Below are 3,596 nucleotides of genomic sequence, written 5' to 3' on the forward strand. Positions count from 1 at the left end.
CAGACTCCATACCAAGACGTCTCTTGACGAGGAGGAAGAGGTGCTCAGAAAACCGGTTAAGCCAAAACCAAAATAAAACCGATGGTTTCAAGTGAGTTTTGGTTTAACAGCGTTTTCCAACAGTTACTCAAAACAATCCCACGTCACCAGTTTCAGAAGGTAGTTGATCGACACAATGGGGATCATCGAATCAGAACTCTGACATGCTGGACTCAGCTCGTTTCCATGATGTTTGCTCAACTGGCCAGCCGCGTTTCCATTCGGGATCTGGTTGAGAATTWTAATGCCTGCCACAACCACCATTACCATTTGGGTGTCTCTCGCATAAAGCGTTCTTCATTGTCGGATGCCAACAGCACTCGGGCGGCCAGTATTTTCGAAGAAACCTTTTTCTTTCTACTACAAAAGGTCAGAAGCCATCTGCCTCGGGGAGCGGGCAATGAAATGGTGCGCCTGATTGATTCCACGACCATKGACTTAAATTTGAAYCAGTTTGAGTGGGCGCATTTTCGAAAAACTAAAGGCGGCATAAAGCTTCATACGGTGTATGACCCGAAGGCCGATACTCCCACTTTTTTCGAACTGACCACCGCCAAGAAKAATGACTGCAAAGCGGCTCAGAACCTTCCCATCATGGCAGGTGTCACCTATGTTTTTGACCGGGCTTACGACGACTACAGCTGGTATCACGAAATGACCTGTCAGGGCACGCAATTTGTGGGCAGGATGAAAACATCAACAGTCTATGAAGTCGTCGAATGTCGTGAAACAACAGAAGACTCTATTCTGGAAGACCAAATCATCAGGCTCTCTTCTGACAAAGGTAGAAAAGACTGCCCGGTTGATCTCAGGCGGGTCAAGATTTGCCGGAAAGAAGACGGCAAAGTACTGGTGTTTATCAGTAACGATCTGAGGAGAAGTGCTGCAGAGATTGCTGCCTTGTATAAATCACGCTGGCAGATCGAGCTGTTCTTTAAGTGGATTAAACAGAATCTGAAGGTCAAGTGGTTCCTTGGGCGCAGTGAAAATGCAGTAAAAATACAGGTGCTCATAGCAATGATTGCCTACCTCCTGCTGCGATTGGCTCAGATCACAACATCCTGCAAGTTGTCGTTACAGCAAATAGCCCGAAGAATCAGTCTTAACCTGACCCGTCGGTGCTCTTTGTTGGAATTATTCAGTGATCCGCCGGATAGAATTGAAGCCAATTTACCCCGGAATCAGGGGAGTCTGGAGCTGGTTTATGCTTAACCGGACAGTAGTGAAATCGTCACTATTAATGACTGGCAATTCCCAGATCACAATAAATCTCATCGCCCTAAAATAGACTCGGAGCTCGCTATACTATTGTTTCATTCAGCACCACAAAAAGAATACATTCAGAATGATTACTCAAGAAAAACATATGCTGAGTCTCTTCAAGATAGTGAGGCAATAGTGTACGACCAGCATTGCCCAGAGTTTCAAGAAAGAGCTAATCTGATGAAATCCCTGATCTTGGGTATTGATGAAAATGAGGAGTTCAAAGCGTATCAAAAGCAATGGTCAGAGCTCGTTAAACGCCATTCAGAGCTGAGCGCTGGCCCCGAAAACCACTACATAAGCATCCCTGAGCAGACCAGCATTGATACAATGACACCGGAGAAAATGCTAGACTCGACGCTGATGTACTATTATCCCAACATCGCCGACTGCTTATTGGTAGATAAAGCACCATTTCTGGCCCCATATGTTGTGCCATTTCGTTCTATAAAACCAGTCCAACTTAATATCAACCCCAAGGATAAAGTCAGGCTAGCTAAAGAGATTCAGATTTTAAAAGAATCCAACAAAAATTCATCACTTAACCAAGTGATGAACTTGACTAGAATCATCACAATTCTGACAGAAACACTGAAACAAAAGATAGAGATTTATCAGAATGGACCTGATACGTTTCAAGCAGACCCGCTCAAACTGCTTTTCCATGCTCAGGTTTTAAACCATCTCGCTATCTTGTTCAGCAGCCATATCAAACCCAATACCGAATTACACAATAAATTCCCCCTAATCAGGTCGACCTCAGCAATTCCCGCTCTTTCCTGAACCCTAACAGCTGCAAGATTTACAGAGGAGGTAGAAAAACACAGCCCGCACAATTCTTCGACTAAAATCACTGATTAMTCAATCTTTGTCGTCGGTATAGTTATGGGTACGGCCATTCAGAAAAATATCAGACATTTCAGTGCGTCTTACTTGATAAAAACAGTGTCCGATTGCTTTGAAAATATTCCAGACCACCGCCCTAATAAAAGYAGTATTCCCTTTGGTAATTTCCCAAAAKCAGCTTTTGCAGTGATGCATCAAAAATTTGATTCGCTCCTGGGATTTGACGAAGAGCGGCTTGAGCCAACCTGCTGTTATAACCTGGAAAAACTCTATCATGTTAAAGAGGGCAAAGTACCTTCTGATACGCGCATGAGAGAAGTCCTTGACCCGATAGATCCCGTGGAATTCAAGAAACCATTTAAAGAACTATTCTCGATCATTCAGCGTAACGGAGCCCTTCAGGGATACACCTTTAATTGTGGAAAGTTAAAAGACCATTACTTACTGCCCATTGACGGCACCGGTCTTTTTTATTCAGACACCAGCCGTCGCGCTGATTGCTGCATCAAGAATGAAGGGAAGGGAAGAAAAATGAAACCTATTACCACAATATAATGGGTGGCTGCCTTGCTCATCCCAACAGAAAAACCGTAATTACTCAAAAACCCGTTTTTAGCCCACACGACACCCAACGTGCAGCACGTTCTATTTCATCTGCCAACCTCGGGAATGTCCCGCTACCTGTCAGCCTATCTGTTAAATAGTGCCAGAATGAAAGCCCGTATTGTCTGCAGGTTTTCTTAAGACTTGCAAAGGTATCCAGACTCTGTCGTCCGCTCTCGCTTTTGGTGCCACCACTGATTTTACGCCGTTTGACGTGCTCCCTAATCTGACTTTCACTGAGATTGTTATGTCCTGAATTCGTATCATAAATGCATAACCTCTGTAACCACAGGGTTGCTACAGAGCCACCTTTGAATTCAATCAGAACTCAGGTGTACTCTGTAAAGCTACTAAACACTACAGAGGATGCCACGGATGGCCTTTAAGCACCTGAGCTCTGAAGAGAGACATTATATCGAAATTGAACTGAAAAATGGGACTTCTCAAAACAAAATTGCACAAAAACTTGGGTGCGATCAGAGTTCCCTGTCACGGGAATTAGGGCGCAACAAGGGGTTACGCGGTTACAGACACCAGCAGGCCCACCGTATGGCTCAACAGCGTCATCAGGAAAAAACCAAGGCTGTTAAGCTAACGGACGATATTAAACGACGCATAGCTAATGATATCCGTGCAGACTTGAGTCCAGAGCAAGTGGCTGGAAGACTTAAAAAAGAAGGGGTAATTGAGCTACACCACGAAACGATTTATCAGTATATAGCGGATGATAAACGTAAAGGAGGCACCCTCTATAAGCACTTACGACACCAGAAAAAGACCTACAGGAAAAGGTATGGTTCAGCCCATAACCGAACCGGTATACCCAATCGGGTTGGAATTGAGGA

The 3,596-nt window shown here is 44.4% G+C and carries 4 protein-coding genes; all 4 read left to right on the forward strand.

What is annotated here, in order from left to right; translation table 11 throughout:
- The first annotated feature begins 81 nt into the window (after positions 1-81).
- The gene (locus AKL11_RS17190) at positions 82-1,251 is read left to right on the forward strand and encodes an IS4 family transposase (RefSeq protein WP_067519812.1); all 1,170 of its coding nucleotides are present in this window, start codon (positions 82-84) and stop codon (positions 1,249-1,251) included.
- Between the two features lie 231 nt (positions 1,252-1,482).
- A complete protein-coding gene (locus AKL11_RS17195) occupies positions 1,483-2,085 on the forward strand; it encodes a hypothetical protein (RefSeq protein WP_067519814.1) in 603 nt (200 codons plus the stop codon).
- Between the two features lie 102 nt (positions 2,086-2,187).
- Positions 2,188-2,703 (forward strand): hypothetical protein, encoded by a 516-nt coding sequence (locus AKL11_RS17200; RefSeq protein ID WP_067519817.1) that lies wholly within the window; start codon positions 2,188-2,190, stop codon positions 2,701-2,703.
- A gap of 423 nt (positions 2,704-3,126) precedes the next feature.
- Positions 3,127-3,596, forward strand: a 470-nt coding sequence (locus AKL11_RS17205; protein WP_172807317.1) for an IS30 family transposase, incomplete at its 3' end; no start/stop codon positions are given.

This window comes from Endozoicomonas ascidiicola (assembly GCF_001646945.1).
Taxonomy (GTDB): domain Bacteria; phylum Pseudomonadota; class Gammaproteobacteria; order Pseudomonadales; family Endozoicomonadaceae; genus Endozoicomonas; species Endozoicomonas ascidiicola.

Coding starts and splice junctions, on each gene's coding strand:
- AKL11_RS17195 (WP_067519814.1), top strand. CDS start 1,483: ATGAAATCCCTGATCTTGGGTATTGATGAAAATGAGGAGTTCAAAGCG.